16 protein-coding genes are annotated in these 17,145 nt (G+C 72.5%); 5 read left to right on the forward strand and 11 right to left on the reverse strand.

The window, feature by feature from the left end:
• Positions 1–387 precede the first annotated feature (387 nt).
• The 7 genes from M3148_RS14120 to M3148_RS14150 form a co-directional block, all read right to left on the reverse strand.
• The gene (locus tag M3148_RS14120) at positions 388–843 is read right to left on the reverse strand and encodes a cytochrome c oxidase subunit 4 (RefSeq protein WP_251305349.1); all 456 of its coding nucleotides are present in this window, start codon (positions 841–843) and stop codon (positions 388–390) included.
• Positions 843–2,657: an aa3-type cytochrome oxidase subunit I gene (gene ctaD, locus M3148_RS14125; protein ID WP_251305350.1), complete on the reverse strand. Its 1,815-nt coding sequence runs from the start codon at positions 2,655–2,657 to the stop codon at positions 843–845. Before ctaD ends, M3148_RS14120 begins: the two co-directional genes overlap by 1 nt.
• On the reverse strand, positions 2,657–3,538 hold the full coding sequence (ctaC, locus tag M3148_RS14130) for an aa3-type cytochrome oxidase subunit II (protein WP_251305351.1): 882 nt from the start codon (positions 3,536–3,538) through the stop codon (positions 2,657–2,659). The genes ctaD and ctaC overlap by 1 nt, the downstream gene beginning before the upstream one ends.
• Positions 3,539–3,693: 155 nt before the next feature.
• Positions 3,694–4,059, reverse strand: a complete 366-nt coding sequence (locus M3148_RS14135) for a HesB/IscA family protein (protein ID WP_251305352.1) — start codon at positions 4,057–4,059, stop codon at positions 3,694–3,696.
• A 74-nt stretch (positions 4,060–4,133) separates the two neighbouring features.
• On the reverse strand, positions 4,134–5,255 hold the full coding sequence (locus tag M3148_RS14140) for a glycerate kinase (protein WP_251305353.1): 1,122 nt from the start codon (positions 5,253–5,255) through the stop codon (positions 4,134–4,136).
• 28 nt (positions 5,256–5,283) lie between these two features.
• On the reverse strand, positions 5,284–6,642 hold the full coding sequence (locus M3148_RS14145) for a dipeptidase (RefSeq protein WP_251305354.1): 1,359 nt from the start codon (positions 6,640–6,642) through the stop codon (positions 5,284–5,286).
• Between the two features lie 32 nt (positions 6,643–6,674).
• A complete protein-coding gene (locus M3148_RS14150; RefSeq protein WP_251305355.1) occupies positions 6,675–7,421 on the reverse strand; it encodes an MBL fold metallo-hydrolase in 747 nt (248 codons plus the stop codon).
• Between the two features lie 133 nt (positions 7,422–7,554).
• Here M3148_RS14150 and M3148_RS14155 point away from each other — a divergent pair, with 133 nt between their 5' ends.
• Together M3148_RS14155 and M3148_RS14160 are read left to right on the forward strand one after the other, a co-directional pair.
• Positions 7,555–8,136, forward strand: coding sequence for a DUF3043 domain-containing protein (locus M3148_RS14155; protein ID WP_251305356.1), 582 nt, complete (start codon positions 7,555–7,557; stop codon positions 8,134–8,136).
• Between the two features lie 32 nt (positions 8,137–8,168).
• On the forward strand, positions 8,169–9,185 hold the full coding sequence (locus M3148_RS14160; RefSeq protein WP_251305429.1) for a quinone-dependent dihydroorotate dehydrogenase: 1,017 nt from the start codon (positions 8,169–8,171) through the stop codon (positions 9,183–9,185).
• A 1-nt stretch (position 9,186) separates the two neighbouring features.
• Here M3148_RS14160 and M3148_RS14165 read toward each other — a convergent pair whose 3' ends face one another.
• Together M3148_RS14165 and M3148_RS14170 are read right to left on the reverse strand one after the other, a co-directional pair.
• Positions 9,187–9,642 (reverse strand): hypothetical protein, encoded by a 456-nt coding sequence (locus M3148_RS14165; RefSeq protein WP_251305357.1) that lies wholly within the window; start codon positions 9,640–9,642, stop codon positions 9,187–9,189.
• Positions 9,639–9,992: a hypothetical protein gene (locus M3148_RS14170; RefSeq protein ID WP_251305358.1), complete on the reverse strand. Its 354-nt coding sequence runs from the start codon at positions 9,990–9,992 to the stop codon at positions 9,639–9,641. Before M3148_RS14170 ends, M3148_RS14165 begins: the two co-directional genes overlap by 4 nt.
• Before the next feature lie 76 nt (positions 9,993–10,068).
• Between M3148_RS14170 and M3148_RS14175 the strand changes: the two genes are divergently transcribed.
• Positions 10,069–11,547 carry a leucyl aminopeptidase gene (locus tag M3148_RS14175; RefSeq protein ID WP_251305359.1) on the forward strand — a complete coding sequence of 493 codons (1,479 nt, stop codon included), beginning with the start codon at positions 10,069–10,071 and terminating at the stop codon, positions 11,545–11,547.
• Between the two features lie 119 nt (positions 11,548–11,666).
• Here M3148_RS14175 and M3148_RS14180 read toward each other — a convergent pair whose 3' ends face one another.
• Positions 11,667–11,993: an oxidoreductase gene (locus M3148_RS14180; RefSeq protein WP_251305360.1), complete on the reverse strand. Its 327-nt coding sequence runs from the start codon at positions 11,991–11,993 to the stop codon at positions 11,667–11,669.
• Positions 11,994–12,125: 132 nt separating this feature from the next.
• Between M3148_RS14180 and lpdA the strand changes: the two genes are divergently transcribed.
• Both lpdA and sucB read left to right on the forward strand, forming a co-directional pair.
• Positions 12,126–13,514 carry a dihydrolipoyl dehydrogenase gene (gene lpdA, locus M3148_RS14185; RefSeq protein WP_251305361.1) on the forward strand — a complete coding sequence of 463 codons (1,389 nt, stop codon included), beginning with the start codon at positions 12,126–12,128 and terminating at the stop codon, positions 13,512–13,514.
• 26 nt (positions 13,515–13,540) lie between these two features.
• A complete protein-coding gene (gene sucB / locus M3148_RS14190; protein ID WP_251305362.1) occupies positions 13,541–15,391 on the forward strand; it encodes a 2-oxoglutarate dehydrogenase, E2 component, dihydrolipoamide succinyltransferase in 1,851 nt (616 codons plus the stop codon).
• A gap of 54 nt (positions 15,392–15,445) precedes the next feature.
• On the opposite strand, the gene M3148_RS14195 is transcribed toward sucB, so the two are convergent.
• Positions 15,446–17,128 (reverse strand): protein kinase domain-containing protein, encoded by a 1,683-nt coding sequence (locus M3148_RS14195; protein WP_251305363.1) that lies wholly within the window; start codon positions 17,126–17,128, stop codon positions 15,446–15,448.
• Between the last annotated feature and the right edge of the window lie 17 nt (positions 17,129–17,145).

Consider the following 17,145-nt stretch of genomic DNA (forward strand, 5'->3'; position numbering starts at 1 on the left):
ACGCGGGGTGGTCCCCTTGAACTGACGACTACAGGGAGATCAGCCGTCCGCGGACAGGGAGATGAACTGTCCGCCTACAGGGAGGTCTCCTGTCCGCCCACGGGGAGGTCCCGCTGTCCCTTGACAGACGCGACTGCCGTACACCCCTGGGGTCACGGCGGGGCGTCCTCGACACGCAGCTCTCCGCTCCCGGCCGCGCCCAGCAGCCACCCTCCGCCGTTCCCCACCCCACGGCGCGCCTGCCGCGTGTGCGGTCACCTCGACGTACGTCACGGCTCCTCACCCCGTGCCGGATGTACGTCCCCAGGCACTGCTTGCCACGGGAACGCCGAACGGGCGGCACTCCCCATGGAGTGCCGCCCGTTCCAGGACGTGCGGGAGGCCGGCTCAGTGCGCGTGCGGGCCGCGCGAGAACTCGTAGGTCTGACCCACGAGGCCGACGACGCCGACGGCGATGCCGATCCCGAAGATCCACCAGCCGACCGCCACGCCGGCGAACACGAGCGCTGCGGCGACGCCGAGGATCAGCGGCCACCAGGAGTGCGGCGCGTAGACCCCGATCTCACCGGCGTGCTCGTCGACGTCGCTGACCGGGTTGTCCTCCGGACGCGGGTCGACGCGACGGGCCACCAGCGCCAGGTAGAAGCCGGACAGGCCGTACAGGCCGACGAGGAGGAGCAGCGCGACGGTCCCGATGGGCTCCCAGCCGGTCCAGAAGCCGTAGACCAGGCCCACGATCAGGAAGAAGGCGACGCCGGCGATGAACAGCCACTTCTCGACGCCCAGCGGCTTGGGGTGCTCGGCGGACTGCTCGCCGGGTGCGCGGTGGTGCTCGCGTGCCATCAGGCCTTGCCCTTCTTCTCGTCGTCGTCCTCACGCTCGAGCGTGGCCGTGGACGTGCGTCCCGGCTGCGGCTGGGACGCGGCGTCCCCGCCACCGGTGCGCTGGGCGTCGCCTAGCGCCTGCTCGAGCACACCCTGGTCCGGCACCGCCGCCTGGTCCATGGCCGCGACCTCGGGGTGGTGCAGGTCGAAGGCGGGACGCTCGGAGCGGATCCGGGGCAGGGAGGTGAAGTTGTGCCGCGGCGGCGGGCAGCTCGTGGCCCACTCGAGGGAGTTGGCGAAGCCCCACGGGTCGTCGACGAACACGGTGCGCGGGCCGCGCGAGGTGATGTAGACGTTCCACAGGAACGGCAGCGTCGACAGCGTGAGCAGAGCGGCGCCGGCGGTGGAGACCTGGTTCATCAGCTGGAAGCCGTCCTCGACCATGTAGTCGGGGTAGCGGCGGGGCATGCCCTGCGCGCCGAGCCAGTGCTGGATGAGGAAGGTGCCGTGGAAGCCGAAGAACAGCATCCAGAAGTGGACCTTGCCCAGACGCTCGTTGAGCATCCGGCCGGTCATCTTGGGCCACCAGAAGTAGAAGCCGGCGAACATCGCAAAGACCACGGTGCCGAAGACGGTGTAGTGGAAGTGCGCGACGACGAAGTAGGAGTCGTGGACCTGGAAGTCCATCGCCGGGCTGGCGAGGATGATGCCGGTGACACCGCCGAAGAGGAAGGTGACGAGGAAGCCGAGCGACCACAGCATCGGCGTCTCGAAGGTGAGCTTGCCTCGCCACAGTGTGCCGACCCAGTTGAAGAACTTCACCCCGGTGGGCACCGCGATGAGCATCGTCATGAGGGCGAAGAAGTCGAGCAGCGCTCCGCCGGTCGTGTACATGTGGTGCGCCCACACGGTCATCGACAGGGCGGCGATCGCGATCGTCGCGAAGACGATGCCCTTGTAGCCGAAGATCGGCTTGCGGGCGAAGACCGGGAAGATCTCGCTGACGATGCCGAAGAACGGCAGCGCGATCACGTACACCTCGGGGTGACCGAAGAACCAGAAGAGGTGCTGCCACAGCAGCGCGCCGCCGCTCTCCGGGTTGTAGATCTGGCCGCCGAGGACGCGGTCGTAGGCCAGGCCGAAGAGCGCGGCCGCGAGGACCGGGAAGGCCATGAGCACGAGAAGTGACGTGATGAGGATGTTCCAGGTGAAGATCGGCATCCGGAACATCGTCATGCCGGGCATGCGCATCGTGATGATCGTGGCGACGAAGTTGACCGAGCCGAAGATCGTGCCGAAACCGGTCAGCGCGATACCGAGGACCCACAGGTTGCCCCCGAGACCCGGCGAGAACGGCTCGAGCGACAGTGGCGTGTAGGCCGTCCAGCCGAAGCTTGCCGCGCCCTTGGGGGTGAGGAAGCCGGCTAGCGCGGTGAGTCCACCGAAGAGGAACAGCCAGTAGCTGAACATGTTGAGCCGCGGGAAAGCGACGTCGGGGGCGCCGATCTGCAGGGGCACGAAGACGTTCCCGAAGCCGGTGAACAGCGGCGTCGCGAAGAGGAACAGCATGATCGTGCCGTGCATGGTGAAGAACTGGTTGTACTGCTCCTTGGACTGGAACAGCGTCATGCCGGGGTCGAAGAGCTCCAGGCGCATCGCCATGGCGAGCACGCCGCCGATGAGGAAGAAGAGGAAGGCGGTGATGAGGTAGAGGTAGCCGATGACCTTGTGGTCGGTCGACGTCACCCAGCTGACGACCGTGCGGCCCAGGCTCTGACGCTCCGGTCGCAGCCCGGGAACGAGCTGGGGGCGTGCCTCTTCGGTGGTGGCCATCAGTTGTTTACCGTCCCGTCCTGCAGGTAGCCGCGCTGGTCGTACACGCGGTTGTACTCCTCGCCGCGGACACCGACGTTGCCGGCCTCCCGCAGCGCATCCATCTGGGCGTCGTAGGTCGCACGATCGACGACCTCGACGTTGAAGAGCATCTCCGAGTGGAACTCACCGCACAGCTCGGCGCACTTGCCCTGGTAGTGGCCCTCCTCCTGCGGCGTCACCTGGAAGACGTTGGTGTGCCCGGGGACCATGTCGATCTTGAAGAGGAAGGCGGGGATCCAGAACGAGTGCTGGACGTCGCGGGAGTCGACGATGAACTCGACGGTCTCCCCGACCGGCAGGTAGAGGGTCGGGAGGGTCTCCTCGACGCCCTCCTCACCGGTGAGCTGGACCCGGCCGCCCTCGGAGAAGACGCCGTCGTCGATGTAGTTGAAGTCCCAGCTCCACTGCTTGCCGTAGGCCTGGATCGTGAGATCGGGCTCCTCGCTCGTGTCCGTGAGCTCACGGGTGACCTGGGTGGAGTAGAAGTACAGCACCCCGATCATGAGGATCGGGACGACGACGTACATGAGCTCCAGCGGGACGTGGTAGCGCAGCTGCACCGGAAGCGCGTTGTCGTTCTTGCGCTTGCGGTACGCGATGACGCACCAGATCGTCAGGCCCCACACGAGGACGCCGACCGCCAGGGCGGCGACCCAGGCGCCGCTCCAGTGGTTGATGATCATCTCGGTCTTGTCGGTGACGCCCGGCTCGGACGGCAGGAAGCCGTTCCGCGGGGCGCCGAGCTCGGCGCAGCCGGCGAGGGTGAGGGCCGCCGCAAGGCCCAGGACTACCAGTCGCCAACCGCGGGGCGAGCGGTGACCGGAGGACGGTGATCGCACTTCAAGACCTTCCGACATGACGCGTTCAGGGCATTTCAGACAGGACCTACGTCCCTCTACCCACCTTACCGCTAACACTGCCCTGGTACGCGAAACGGCCCGCTGGGCCAGGGGTGTAACCCTGGTCCCAACGGGCCGTGTGGGATCCGCGTGTCTCAGTGGAAGGAGTCGCCGCACGCGCAGGAGCCGCCCGCGTTCGGGTTGTCGATCGTGAAGCCCTGCTTCTCGATGGTGTCGGCGAAGTCGATCGTCGCGCCGGCGAGGTAGGGCACGCTCATCCGGTCGACGATGACCTCGACGCCACCGAAGTTGCGCACGGCGTCACCGTCGAGGAGGCGCTCGTCGAAGTAGAGCTGGTAGATCAGGCCGGAGCAGCCGCCGGGCTGCACGGCGATCCGCAGCCGCAGGTCGTCACGGCCCTCCTGCGCGAGAAGGGTCGTGACCTTCTGGGCGGCGACGTCGGTGAGTTCGATCTCGTGCGTCGGGACCTCGGTGGGCGTCGTAGCCGTCGTCTCGCTCATGCTCACATCTCCGCTGTCTTTGGGGCAGTACAACCGGGCCAACCACGGCGCGGCCGCAGTTGTTCCCGTCCAGCCTACGCCTCGAGCGCCCAGGTGCGCGCAAGACGTACGGCCCAGGCCTCGAGCCCCTCGACGCCGGTGGTGCCCGTGGCGTACGTCGCGCTGATCCCCGCGCGGGCGACCTCGCGCCGGGAGGTGTGGACCTCCTCGGCAAGGACGACGACGGGCAGGCCGAGCTCCATCGCGGCTCGCCCCACCGTGGCGACGACGGAGGCGTCGACCGCGGGGGCGTCCAGGAGCGCGGTCGCGGTGAGGACGACGTCAGCACTCCCCACCGCCTCGGGAAGGCCGATGGCGGCGGCGACGACGTCGGGTCCGTGGAGCAGCCGCCCGCCCAGCACCGTGAGGGCGTGGGCCACCCCTCCCCCGGCGCCGGACCCGTCGGCGCGCCCGGGACGCGCCGCGGCGCCGTGCCCGCCCGGCGCGGGCAGCAGCGCCGTGCGGGCGGGCAGGGCGCGCCCGAGGCGATCCAGGTGCGCGGCGAGCTCGCCGGCGCGGGTGTCCAGCCGCTGCGCCTCGGCCGGACCGAGACGGTCGGACAGGAGCGCGCCGGCGCCGTGCAGCCCGAGGAGGGGTACCTGCGTGGCCGCGGCGACGATGACCTCGGCCCCGTCGAGCACGCCGTGGGCGGCCGCCAGCACGTCGGCGTCGATGTCGTGCCCGGTGTCCGCGCCGGCGAGGGCCCGGACCAGGCCGGCACCGCCGTCGTGCGTAGCCGCCTCCCCCAGGCCGACGACGACGCGCCCGGCCCCGAGCTCGCGGGCGGCGAGGAGGACCTCACCGAGGCCCGCGCTGCTGCCCTGCTCGGCGTGCCGCAGCTCCTGGCCGGGCGCGACGAGCTGGCGCCCGAGGACCTGCCCCGCCTCGACGTAGGCGGTGCCGCCCCCGGCACCGGGGATGTGGAGGAGGGTGGCCGGCACCGGCTCACCGAGGGGCCCGCGGGCGGTGACCGAGACGAGCTGCCCACCGCGGGCGGTGTGGACGGCGTCGAGCAGGCCCGCCGCGCCGTCGGACATCGGCAGGGCGCGGACCTCGGTGCCGGGGGCGGTCTGCAGCCAGCCGCGGCGCACGGCGGCGGCCACCTGGGCGGCACTGAGGGCGCCGGACAGGCGTCCGGGGCTCAGGAGCAGGCGCACGGTGCCTCCGCTCCACGGCGGGGCGCCGTCACAGGCGGTCAGCGAGGCGGGCGAGGAGGAGCGCCTCGGCGAGGACGACCTTCTCCAGCTCCCCGAGGTGGACCGACTCGTTCTCCGAGTGCGCCCGGGAGTCAGGGTCCTCCACGCCGGTGACCAGGATCGCGGCCTGCGGGTACACCTCGGCGAGGTCGGCGATGAACGGGATCGAGCCGCCCACCCCGAGGTCGACCGGCTCGGTGCCCCACGCGGTGGTGAAGGCCCAGCGCGCTGCCTGCATGGCGGCGGAGTCCTCCGGCGCCTGGAAGGCCTGCCCGGTGTCCCCCGGCGTCACGGTGACGCGCGCGCCGAAGGGGGCGCCGGCCACGAGGTGGTCGTGCAGGGCGCGCTCCGCGGCGGCCGGGTCCTGCCCTGGGGCGATGCGCATGGAGAGCTTCGCCCGCGCCGAGGGGATGACGGTGTTGGAGGCGTGGTCCACGCTCGTCGCGTCCAGGCCGATGACCGAGATCGCCGGCTTGGTCCACAGCCGCGCGGCGAGCGGGCCGGTGCCGGCGAGGCGGACGCCGTCGAGCACACCGGCGTCGGCTCGGAAGTCGGCCTCCGGGTAGTCGACGTCCGCGTGGTCGGTCGCGACGAGCCCGGGGACGGCGACGTTCCCGTCGTCGTCGTGGAGGGTGGCGACGAGGCGCGACATGAGCGTGAGCGCGTCGAGGACGGGGCCGCCGAACATGCCGGAGTGGACGGCGTGGTCGAGGACGGAGAGCTCGACGGTGCAGTCGACGAGCCCGCGCAGGGAGGTGGTGAGGCCGGGGACCCCGACCTTCCAGTTGGAGGAGTCCGCGACGACGATGACGTCGGCGGCCAGGCGGTCGCGGTAGGTCTCGAGGAAGGCGCGGAAGGTCGGGGAGCCGATCTCCTCCTCGCCCTCGCTGAAGACGGTGACGCCGACGCCGAGCTCGTCACCAAGCACGCGCAGCGCCCCGACGTGGGCCATGATCCCGGCCTTGTCGTCGGCCGCGCCGCGGCCGTAGAGCCGCCCGTCGCGCTCGGTGGGCTCGAAGGGCGGGGAGGTCCAACCCGCGGGGTCGCCCGGGGGCTGGACGTCGTGGTGGGCGTAGAGGAGGACGGTGGGGGCACCGGCCGGCGCGGGCCTGTGGGCGAGCACGGCGGGCGCACCGGGGCGGCCGTCGGGGCCGGTGACGCGCACGACCTCGACCTCGGGCAGCCCGGCGTCGCGGAACAGCTGCGCGACGGCGGCGGCGCTGTCCTCCAGGTGCTGGGGGTCGAAGGCGGGCGCCGAGACGCTGGGGATGCGCACGAGCGACTCGAGGTCGCTGCGGATGCGGGGGAACTCGGCGGCGGTGCGGGTGGTCAGGTCCTCGATGGTCACCCCGGCAGCCTAACGGCGGCCGCCGCGTCGGGTCAGGCGGCCCCGGCGGCGCGGGCGTGCTCGACGGCGGAGCGGGCGCCCTCCGTCCACGGCTCACCGTGGCCCGGGAGCACCGTGCCGGCGCCGGTGTCCGCGATGGCGTCGAGGGAGGCGAAGCTGAGCGCGAAGTCCGCCGTCGCGGCCCCGGCGACGATGCGCGGGCCGGTCCGGGCGGTGTAGGGGTCGAGCGTGACGAGGGCGTCACCGGAGATGACGACGTCACGGTCGGGCAGGTGCAGGGCGACGTGCCCGTAGGTGTGGCCGGGGGTGGCGATGACGTGCGGGCGGCCGGGCACGTCGAGGATCCCGCCGGTCTGCAGGGTGCGCACACCGGTCGTGCCGCGCACGAGCGGCAGCCCGGCGAGGAGCATCGAGGTGAGGATCGGCAGCGCCGCGGGGTGCCGGACCGGGTAGAGCGCCCGCGGGTTCTCGTGGGCGTAGGAGAAGGGGTGGGCCACGAGGTGGTGCTCCGCGGCGGCGGCCCACACGGGCACGCCGATCCCCTGGATCTTACGGACCACGCCGACGTGGTCGAAGTGGGCGTGGGTGAGCACGAGTGCCCGCAGGTCCCGGGGACGGCGCCCGATCGCGCGGACCGCCTCGCCCAGCGGGCGCCAGACGGCGGGGAGGCCGGCGTCGACGAGCGTGACGCCGTCGTCGTCCTCGACGAGGTAGCAGTTGACGTGGGCGTGGGCGACGAGGTGCACGCCGGGTGCGACCTCGCGGACGGTGGCACTCATGGAAGCTCCCCTTCGTCGGTCGGCTCGCGGCGGTGTGGCCGGACCCGCCGCGCCGTCCACTATCGCCCGCGCCACGGGGACCCGCACCCGGGCGCGATGCCGAGCAGCACCCGCCGTCGACTACGCTCGAGGGGTGATCGGACGGAGCAAGAAGGAGACCCCGGCGCCCGCCCCAGCGCCGGAGGCGACGCTCGCGGGCAAGGGCCGCCCCACGCCCACGCGCAAGGAGGCCCAGGCGCGCAACCAGCGTCCGCTGGTCCCGACCGACCGCAAGGTCGCCAAGGCGGACGCGCGCCGGCAGCGCAACGAGATGTACGCCAAGCAGCAGGAGGCCATGCGCACCGGCGACGAGCGCTACCTGCCCGTGCGGGACAAGGGCCCGGTCCGCCGCTGGGTGCGTGACTACGTCGACGCGCGCTTCAGCCCCAGTGAGTACTTCCTCCCGCTGGCGATGGCCTCGATCGTCCTGCTCTTCTTCGCGAACATCGTCCCCGAGGTCGCCGTCATCGGCATGGTCGTCATGTACGCCGCCTTCGCGATCTCCCTCGCCTTTGCGATCGGCCTGACCCTCGTCATCAAGCGCAAGCTCGCGGCGCGCTTCGGCGAGGAGCAGATCCCCCGCTTCACCGGCATCTACGCCTTCAGCCGGCTCTTCCAGCCGCGCTTCCTGCGCGCACCCAAGCCCCAGGTGAAGCGGGGCGAGCGGCGGGACTGACCTCCGGCGGTGGCTACCCTGACCGGGTGAGCCTGTACCGCCTGGTCTTCCGGTCCCTCCTCCTCCGTACCGACCCCGAACGAGCGCACGAGCTCGCGCTGCGGCTCATCCGCGGGGTCGCGGCCACTCCCGTCGTTGCCGGCGCCGTCCGCGGCACCCTCGGGCGCCGGCCCGCCACGCGCGTGACGACGGCGCTCGGCCGGCCCGTCCCCGGCGTCGTCGGGCTCGCTGCGGGCATGGACAAGGACGCCCGCTCGGTGCTCGGCATGGACATGCTCGGCTTCGGGCACGTCGAGGTCGGGACGATCACCGCCCACCCGCAGCCGGGCAACGACCGCCCGCGGCTGTGGCGCCACCCCGAGGAGGGGGCGCTGCGCAACCGGATGGGGTTCAACAACGCGGGCGCGGAGGCGGCGGCCGAGCGGCTGCGGGCGCTGCGCAGCACCCGCCGGGGACGGTCCGTCGTCGTCGGCGTCAACATCGGCAAGTCGCGGGTGACGCCCGTGGACGACGCCGTGGGTGACTACGCGACGAGCGCCCGCCTCCTTGCGCGCTGGGCGGACTACCTCACGGTCAACGTCTCCTCCCCCAACACCCCCGGCCTGCGCGACCTGCAGTCCGTCGACGCGCTGCGCCCCATCCTCAGCGCCGTGCAGCGGGAGGCGGACACCGCCGCCGGCCGCCGCGTCCCGGTGCTCGTCAAGGTGGCCCCCGACCTCGACGACGACGACGTCACGGCCGTCGCGGACCTCGTCACCGAACTGTCGCTCGCCGGGGTCGTCGCGACGAACACGACCATCGCCCACGACCACGGCCCCGGCGGCCTGTCGGGCCGCCCGCTGCAGGCCCGGGCCCTGGAGGTCGTGCGGTTGCTACGCGGGCGTCTCGCGGCGGACGCGCTCGTCATCGGCGTCGGCGGCATCGACGACGTCGCCTCCGCCCGCCGGATGCTCGACGCCGGTGCGGACCTGCTCCAGGCCTACACGGCCTTCGTCTACCAGGGCCCGACGTGGCCGGGCTCGGTGAACCGGGCGCTGGCCCGCCGCTGAGTCAGCGGCTCTCGCTGGCGCGCGCCACCCGGCCCGGGCTCGAGCGCCACAGCCAGAACAGTCCCAGGACGGGCAGAACCAGCGGGACGTAGCCGTAGCCGCCCCCAAAGTGCGACCACACGGTGTCGCGCGGGAAGAGGTCGGGCTGTGCGACGCTGAGGACGCCGACGGCCAGGACACCGAGGAGCTCGATGGTGACGGCCGTCCAGGCCAGGCGGCGCATGCGGCGGCCGTTGTGGGCCAGGGCGACCGCGGCGAGGACGTAGACGACGGCCGCGAGGCCCGACAGCCCGTAGGCGAGCGGTGCCTCGGCCGCGCCACGCACGAGCTGGACGCCGGCGCGGGCGGAGGCCGCCAGCGCGAAGACGACGTAGACGGCGACGACGAGGAGCCCGGCACCGCGGGCGGGCGGGCGGTCGTCGGTCGCCGGTGCGGTGTGCACCGGCTGCTTGCTCATGCCTGCCACAGCTGCCACATCCGAAGCTCCATGACGATGATGGTGAAGGTCGCGACGACCAGGACGACAGAGCTCCAGCGGGTCCGCTCGACGAAGGCCGCCAGTGCCGCTGCGGGAAGGAGCATCATCGCGACGAGCAGGTAGCCCCACAGGAGGATCGGGTCGCCCGTGAACGAGCCGGTCACCTGCTCCACCGCGAGGACGAGGCCCTGCACGACGAGCGCCCCCTCGACCACGCCCCCCGCGATGAGCTGGCGGAGCACGACCGCACGGCCCGCCACCGCGAAGACGAGAGCCCACGCACCGAGCGCGGCCGCAAGGACCGAGGCGACGAGGATGACGGGGAGCATCGCGTCATCCTAACGGGGCGCCCGCGGCCGCCCCGCACGGCGCCGAGCCCCACACGGGCCGGATAGAGTCGGGTGCGTGACTGAACTGACGCTGACCACGAAGAACGTTGCTCGTATCCAGGCCGACGCCGTCGTCGTCGCCGTCGGCCGGCGCGGTGAGGACGCCGTCCTCGTCCCGGGCGCCGACCTCCCCGCCGCGACCGTCAAGACGCTGACCTCTCTGCTCCCGGCCCTCGGGGTCTCCGGCAAGGCCGACGAGGTGCTGCGCGTGGCCGCGGGCAAGGAGCTCGCCGCCGACGTCGTCGTCCTCACCGGCGTGGGCCCCGTGGGCGACGAGGGACCGGACCTCGAGGCACTGCGCCGCGCCGCCGGTGCGGCCGTGCGCTCCCTCGCCGGGACCGCCGACGTCGCGCTCGCCCTGCCGGCCGTGACGGCCGAGCAGGTCGGCGCCGTCTCCGAGGGCGCGCTCCTCGGCGCCTACAGCTTCAACCGCTACCGCACCACGCGCACCGCGCCGGTCGCCCGCCTCGAGCTCGTGTCCGACGTCGCGAAGACCAAGGAGGCCAAGGCAGCACACGCCCGCGCCGTCGTCGTCGCCGACGCCGTCGCCGGGGTCCGCGACCTCGTCAACGCCTCCCCCGCCGACCTGTACCCGGAGTCCTTTGCCGAGGAGGCGACGGCCGGCGCCAAGGGCACGAAGGTCAAGGTCACCGTCCTCGACGAGAAGGAGCTCGCGGCCGGTGGCTTCGGCGGCCTCATCGGCGTCGGCATGGGCTCGGCCCGGCCCCCGCGCCTCGTCAAGGTCACCTACTCCCCCGCGCGCGCCAAGGCGCACGTGGGCCTCGTGGGCAAGGGCATCACCTTCGACTCCGGCGGCCTGTCCATCAAGCCCGCCAAGGGCATGGAGACGATGAAGATGGACATGGCCGGTGCCGCAACCGTGCTCCACACCGTCCTCGCCGCCGCGGCCCTCGAGCTGCCCGTCCGGGTGACCGGCTGGCTCGCCCTCGCCGAGAACATGCCCTCGGGCACCGCGCAGCGACCCTCCGACGTCATCACCATCCGCGGCGGCAAGACCGTCGAGGTGCTCAACACCGACGCCGAGGGCCGCCTCGTCATGGCCGACGCGCTCGTCGCCGCCGGGGAGGAGAACCCCGACCTCCTCATCGACATCGCGACGCTCACCGGGGCGCAGATGGTCGCGCTCGGCTCGCAGGTCGGCGCCGTCATGGGCACCGACGGCGTCCGCGAGCAGGTCGTGGCCGCTGCCGGAACCGCCGGTGAGCAGTTCTGGCCGATGCCGCTGCCCGCCGAGCTCGCCGACTCGATGAAGTCCCAGGTGGCCGACATCGCCAACATGGGCGACCGCTTCGGCGGGATGCTCGTCGCCGGTCTGTTCCTCAAGGAGTTCGTCGGGGACACCCCGTGGGCGCACCTCGACATCGCCGGTCCCGCCTACAACGAGGGCAGCCCCCGCGGCTACACGCCGGAAGGCGGAACGGGAGTGGGCGTCCGCACCCTCCTGACGGTCCTCGAGCAAGCAGCCACCCGCTAACCCACCGCCCCTCCCCCCACACACTCCGCATATGTGGGAAAAGCGCAGTCCTCCGCGTCGGAAGGCTGCGCTTTTCCCACATATGCGAGGGGAGGGGGGTGGGGGGGAGGGGAGGGGGGCTACTTTCGGCGCTGGGCGGCGCTCCAGCGGCGCATGCTGCTGGGGTAGCCGGTGAGGTTGACGTCGTAGACGGGGATCTCCAGCTCGCGGGCCAGCGCCCAGGCCGCCTTCTGGTCCGGGATCCGGCGGCGCGTCCACTCCCCCGTCCGGGCCACGAGGACCATCGTCGTCGGGTCGTTCGGGGTCGGCGGCTCGATGTACGCCTCCACCCCAACACGGGTCGCGACGAAGTCACGGAAGTGGGCGATGACCTCCGCGCGTCGCTGCGCGGTGGGAACCTCGCTGCTCGTAGAGCCCTGGTTCCTGCGTCGGGAGAACAGCCGCATGCGCCCTAGCGTACGGCTCCGGTTGTGACCCGACGGACACCGCGTCGGGTGGTCCCCGCAGCGTGGACGGTGACAAGATGGACCGAAGCCCCGGCTGCGGCCCGGGATCGACGTGCGCTCGAGGAGAGGTTTGTGACCGACAGCCCTGAAGGAAATGTCTACGACCTGGTCATCCTGGGAGCCGGGAGCGGAGGCTACGCAGCAGCACTGCGCGCCGCCCAGCTCGGGCTGTCCATCGCCCTGATCGAAGCCGACAAGGTCGGCGGCACCTGCCTGCACCGCGGGTGCATCCCCACCAAGGCCCTCCTCCACAGCGCCGCCGTCGCTGACGAGATCCAGCACAGCCACGCCGTCGGCGTCAACAGCTCCTTCGAGGGCATCGACATGCCGACGGTCAACTCGTACAAGGACGGCGTCGTCGGCCGCCTGTACAAGGGCCTGCAGGGCCTCATCAAGGCCGGCAAGATCGACTACGTCACGGGCTGGGGACGGCTCACTGGCAAGGACACCGTCGAGGTCGACGGCACCACCTACCGCGGCCGCAACATCATCCTCGCGACCGGCTCCTACGCCCGCTCTCTGCCCGGCCTCGAGATCGGCGGCCGGGTCATCACGAGCGAGCAGGCCCTCACCCTCGACTACGTGCCCAAGAGCGCGATCGTCCTCGGCGGCGGCGTCATCGGCGTCGAGTTCGCCTCCGTGTGGAAGTCTTTCGGGGTCGACGTCACGATCATCGAGGCGCTGCCTAACCTCGTCCCGAACGAGGACATCTCGCTGTCCAAGGCGCTCGAGCGCGCCTACCGCAAGCGCAAGATCAACTTCGCGACCGGTACCCGCTTCTCCGGCGTCGAGCAGAACGACTCCGGCGTCGTGGTGTCCACCGAGGACGGCAAGACCTACGAGGCCGAGCTCCTGCTCGTCGCCGTCGGCCGCGGGCCGGCGACGGCGAACCTCGGCTACGAGGAGCAGGGCGTCCCCATGGAGCGCGGCTTCGTCCTGACCAACGACCGCCTCCACACGGGGGTCGCCAACATCTACGCCGTCGGCGACATCGTCCCCGGCCTGCAGCTCGCCCACCGCGGCTTCCAGCAGGGCGTCTTCGTGGCCGAGGAGATCGCCGGGCTCGACCCGGCGACGATCGTCGAGTCCGGCATCCCGCGCGTCACCTACTGCGAGCCCGAGGTCGCCTCCGTCGGCCTCACCGAGGCGCAGGCCAAGGAGGCGCACGGCGAGGACGGCGTCGAGACCGTCGACTTCAACCTCGCCGGCAACGGCAAGAGCCAGATCCTGCAGACCACCGGCTTCGTCAAGCTCGTGCGCCAGAAGGACGGCCCGATCGTAGGCGTCCACATGATCGGCTCCCGCGTCGGTGAGCTCATCGGCGAGGGCCAGCTCATCGTCAACTGGGAGGCGTACCCCGACGACGTCGCCTCGCTCATCCACGCCCACCCGACGCAGAACGAAGCCCTTGGCGAGGCAGCTCTCGCCCTCGCGGGCAAGCCGCTGCACTCCCACAACTGACCCTCGATCGAAGGAGACACCAGGTCATGTCCGACTCCGTGCAGATGCCCGCCCTGGGCGAGTCCGTCACCGAGGGAACCGTCACCCGCTGGCTGAAGAACGAGGGGGACCGGGTCGAGGTCGACGAGCCCTTGCTCGAGGTCTCGACCGACAAGGTCGACACCGAGGTCCCCTCCCCCTACGCCGGCGTGCTCGAGAAGATCCTCGTCCAGGAGGACGAGACCGTCGAGGTCGGCGCCGAGCTCGCCGTCATCGGCTCCGGTGAGGGCGGCGGCGACTCCGCGCCCGCGCAGGACGAGCAGCCCGCCGAGCAGGAGCAGGCTCCCGAGCCCGCCCAGGAGGAGCAGCCTGCCGAGCAGGAGCAGCCCTCCGAGCAGGAGGTGGCCCAGGAGGCCAAGCAGCAGGCCTCGTCCGGGTCCTCCGGCTCCGGTGAGGGCGAGAAGGTCCAGATGCCGGCACTCGGTGAGTCCGTCACCGAGGGCACCGTCACCCGCTGGCTCAAGAGCGAGGGCGATCAGGTCGAGGTCGACGAGCCGCTGCTCGAGGTCTCGACCGACAAGGTCGACACCGAGGTCCCCTCCCCCTACGCCGGTGTGCTGAGCAAGATCCTCGTCCAGGAGGACGAGACCGTGGAGGTCGGCACCGACCTCGCCGTCATCGGCGGCGAGAGCGGCGGCGGCTCTTCCGCGTCCGCATCCGAGGAGGCTCCGCAGGACGCCGAGGAGCAGGCCAAGGAGGAGGAGCAGCCCTCCGAGCAGCGCGCCGAGCAGCACCAGGGTGCGGCGACGAGCACGGTCCCCTCCGAGGAGGCCGCGCCCGCGCCGAGCGAGCCGAAGCAGGCCGAGCAGCCCAAGCATGAGCAGCCCAAGGCCGAGCACCAGCAGCAGACCCCGCCGCAGGAGGCCTCGACCACCCCGGCTCCCCAGCGCCCGAGCGCTGCCGAGACGGCCAAGACCTCCTACGTCACCCCGATCGTGCGCAAGCTCGCCAAGGAGAAGGGCGTCGACCTCGATTCCCTCCAGGGCACGGGAGTCGGCGGACGGATCCGCAAGGAGGACGTCCTCGCCGCCGCGGAGAAGGCTGAGCAGCAGGCTGCCCCGGCTCCGGCCGCCGCGCCCGCCGCCGCCGCCAAGGCTCCCTCGGTCCCCGAGGTCTCCCCGCTGCGCGGGACGACGGAGAAGATGTCACGCCTGCGCAAGGTCATCGCCAAACGCATGGTGGAGTCGCTGGACACGTCGGCGCAGCTGACCACGGTCATCGAGGTCGACGTCACGCGCATCGCCAAGCTGCGCGCCCGTGCGAAGAACACCTTCCAGGAGAGGGAGGGCGTCAAGCTCACCTACCTGCCGTTCTTCATCAAGGCGGCGACCGAGGCGCTCAAGGCCCACCCGGGCCTCAACGCGTCGATCGACGGGGACCAGATCGTCTACCACGGCGAGGAGAACGTCGGCATCGCCGTCGACACCGAGCGCGGCCTGCTCGTCCCGGTGATCAAGGAGGCCGGTGACCTCACCATCGCCGGCATCGCCAAGCGCGTGGCGGACCTCGCGGCCCGCACCCGCGACAACAAGGTCAAGCCGGACGAGCTCGGTGGCTCGACCTTCACGATCACCAACCTCGGCTCGAACGGGGCCCTGTTCGACACCCCCATCATCAACCAGCCCGAGGTCGCGATCCTCGGCCTGGGCGCCATCGTCAAGCGGCCGGTCGTGGTCAGCGACGCGGACGGCAACGAGACGATCGGCATCCGCTCGATGGTCTACCTGCCCCTCACCTACGACCACCGCCTGGTCGACGGTGCGGACGCCGGTCGCTTCATGCAGACCATCAAGAAGCGCCTCGAGGAGGGTGCCTTCGAGGCCGAGCTCGGCCTCTGAGCACCTCCCCCGTGACGGGGCCCGCACCTTCGGGTGCGGGCCCCGTCGCCGTTGTCAGGGGCACGGCTCGCTGCCCAGCAGGCGCCACGTGTCACCCGGCCCGGCGACGAGCACGAGCCGCGCGCACGCCGGGTCCTGCGCCGGCACGGTGGTCCGCCGGCCGTCCACGACGCGCTCGTGCGCGTCCTGCACGATCACGACGTCGACGGCGACGCCCTCGTCCACCGCCACGACCCCCTCCACCGCACTCACCTCCGTGCGTAGGTCCTCCAGAGCTGTCCCGGTGGCCGTGAGGCGGTCGCGGAGGACGACGTCCTCTCGCGCCGCCGGCCCGCCCGGCACCGTCGTGGCCGCGAGGGCGGCGGCGTCACCGGCCACGAGGGCGCCGTCCCGCCGGGCCAGGAGGCTCGCCACCACCTCCGCGTACTGCTCGGTACCCGTCGCGGCCGCCGGGCCGTGCCCGTAGCCGCCGGCTCGCTCACCCGGGCCCGACCAGACGATGAGGCCGGTGAGGACCGCCGCCACGCCCAGCGTGAGGGCGCCGCCGAGCCACGGCGTGGGCAGTGGCTGCTGGCGGACATGACGGGGCACCCGGACGGCGGCAGCCGGTGCATGTGCGCGCGCCGCGGAGACCGTGGGAACCGCGCGGGCCGGTGCACGCGCGGTCGCCGCAAGACCCGCCCCGGCGCCGGGCGACCGTGCACGCGAGGGTGCCGGGGTCGCCGCAGGACCCGCCCCGGCGGCAGGCGCCGGTGCACGCGGGGTCGCCGTGGCAACCGTAGGAGCCGCTCGCGCGGCAGCCGCCGGTGCACGCGAGGACGCCGCCGTGACCGTGGGTCCCGTCCCCACGGCAGCAGCCCCCACGGCGACCTCACGGCCGTCCACTCCGAGGCGGCCTGCGCCCCGCTCGGCCTGCCTGCCGCGACGGGTCGACGTGCGCCGCCGCGTGGGGGCGACGTCGTCGCGCATGCGGGCCTGGGCCAGCGCCGCGGCCGGCGGGACGGCTACCGGGCCTGCGGCGCCGATGCCCGGGGCCCGGCTGGCGAGGTCGCGGGCGGAGGGGCGCCGCTCCGCCGCGACGTCGAGCGCGGGACCGAGCAGCCGGAGCAGGTGCGTGTCCGGCGCCGGTCCGGCCGCCCAGGCGACGAGCCGCGCCAGCGCCCACACGTCGCCGGGCGCGCCGGCCGCGCTGCCGCGCTCCCGCTCGGGCGGCACGAAGCCGGGGGTGCCGAGCTCGTGGGCGCCCTGGCCGGCGAGGTCCACCAGCACGGGCACGCCGTCCCCGGTGACGACGACGTTCGCGGGCGAGACGTCGCCGTGGACGACGCCGCGTTCGTGGAGGTGGCCGAGCGCACTGCCGAGCGCACCGAGCAGGCCGGCGAGCTCCGGCGGCCCGAGCGCACCGCGTGCGACCAGCACCGTGGCGAGGGTCGGGCCGGGGACGTGGTCGCTGACGACCGCGCAGCGTCCGCCGTCGAGGGTGAGAACCTGCCGGATGCACGGGAGGTGAGGGTGGGTGCCGTGGCGCAGCGCGGCCAGGCGCCGTAGCTGCGCCGTCCCCGCCTCCCCGCGCGGCAACGCGAGCACACTGACGACGACGTCGCGTCCGGCCCCGTCACGTGCCGACCACAGCGCCCCGTTCGCACCGAAGCCGGCCGTGCCGACGATCTCGTGGCCGGGCAGCTGAGGAGGGCGCGTGCCACCCGCCACCCTGGCGCTGCGCCGTCGTCGTGCCATGACCCAAGCCAAGCGCA

The sequence above is a fragment of the Georgenia satyanarayanai genome, from assembly GCF_023715365.1.
Lineage (GTDB): Bacteria > Actinomycetota > Actinomycetes > Actinomycetales > Actinomycetaceae > Oceanitalea > Oceanitalea satyanarayanai_B.

What these genes read in the sequence shown, in the direction of transcription:
- M3148_RS14120 (WP_251305349.1), bottom strand. Translation starts at nt 843, where the DNA reads ATGGCACGCGAGCACCACCGCGCACCCGGCGAGCAGTCCGCCGAGCAC.
- ctaD (WP_251305350.1), bottom strand. Translation starts at nt 2,657, where the DNA reads ATGGCCACCACCGAAGAGGCACGCCCCCAGCTCGTTCCCGGGCTGCGA.
- M3148_RS14135 (WP_251305352.1), bottom strand. Translation starts at nt 4,059, where the DNA reads ATGAGCGAGACGACGGCTACGACGCCCACCGAGGTCCCGACGCACGAG.
- M3148_RS14150 (WP_251305355.1), bottom strand. Translation starts at nt 7,421, where the DNA reads ATGAGTGCCACCGTCCGCGAGGTCGCACCCGGCGTGCACCTCGTCGCC.
- M3148_RS14165 (WP_251305357.1), bottom strand. Translation starts at nt 9,642, where the DNA reads ATGAGCAAGCAGCCGGTGCACACCGCACCGGCGACCGACGACCGCCCG.
- M3148_RS14170 (WP_251305358.1), bottom strand. Translation starts at nt 9,992, where the DNA reads ATGCTCCCCGTCATCCTCGTCGCCTCGGTCCTTGCGGCCGCGCTCGGT.
- M3148_RS14180 (WP_251305360.1), bottom strand. Translation starts at nt 11,993, where the DNA reads ATGCGGCTGTTCTCCCGACGCAGGAACCAGGGCTCTACGAGCAGCGAG.
- sucB (WP_251305362.1), top strand. Translation starts at nt 13,541, where the DNA reads ATGTCCGACTCCGTGCAGATGCCCGCCCTGGGCGAGTCCGTCACCGAG.
- M3148_RS14195 (WP_251305363.1), bottom strand. Translation starts at nt 17,128, where the DNA reads ATGGCACGACGACGGCGCAGCGCCAGGGTGGCGGGTGGCACGCGCCCT.